Here is a 226-nt window from a genome sequence, read left to right on the forward strand (position 1 = left end):
TGAATGGGGCGGCGGGAAACCATTGCCGTGGCGGTGATATCGCCGACTGCTTCCAGCACGCTAAGCAGATAAATCGTGCCAACCACCAGGAACTGATGGAAGCTAAAACTAAAGCCGTATTTGAACGGATGCGGGATGGTGGTTAGCCGCAAACTGCGCATCCTGCTGAAATCCCCCAAGCCCAGGCATAACGGTGCGATATACCCCACACTTCGGCCAATGGCGA

Annotated in this window: 1 protein-coding gene; it reads right to left on the reverse strand. The window is 55.3% G+C overall.

The features are described from left to right. Positions 1–226 (reverse strand): solute carrier family 23 protein (locus MFF40_RS28690; RefSeq protein WP_283206131.1); only part of this gene is annotated, 226 nt, incomplete at both ends.

The organism is Methylobacterium mesophilicum, assembly GCF_022179445.1.
Lineage (GTDB): Bacteria > Pseudomonadota > Alphaproteobacteria > Rhizobiales > Beijerinckiaceae > Methylobacterium > Methylobacterium mesophilicum.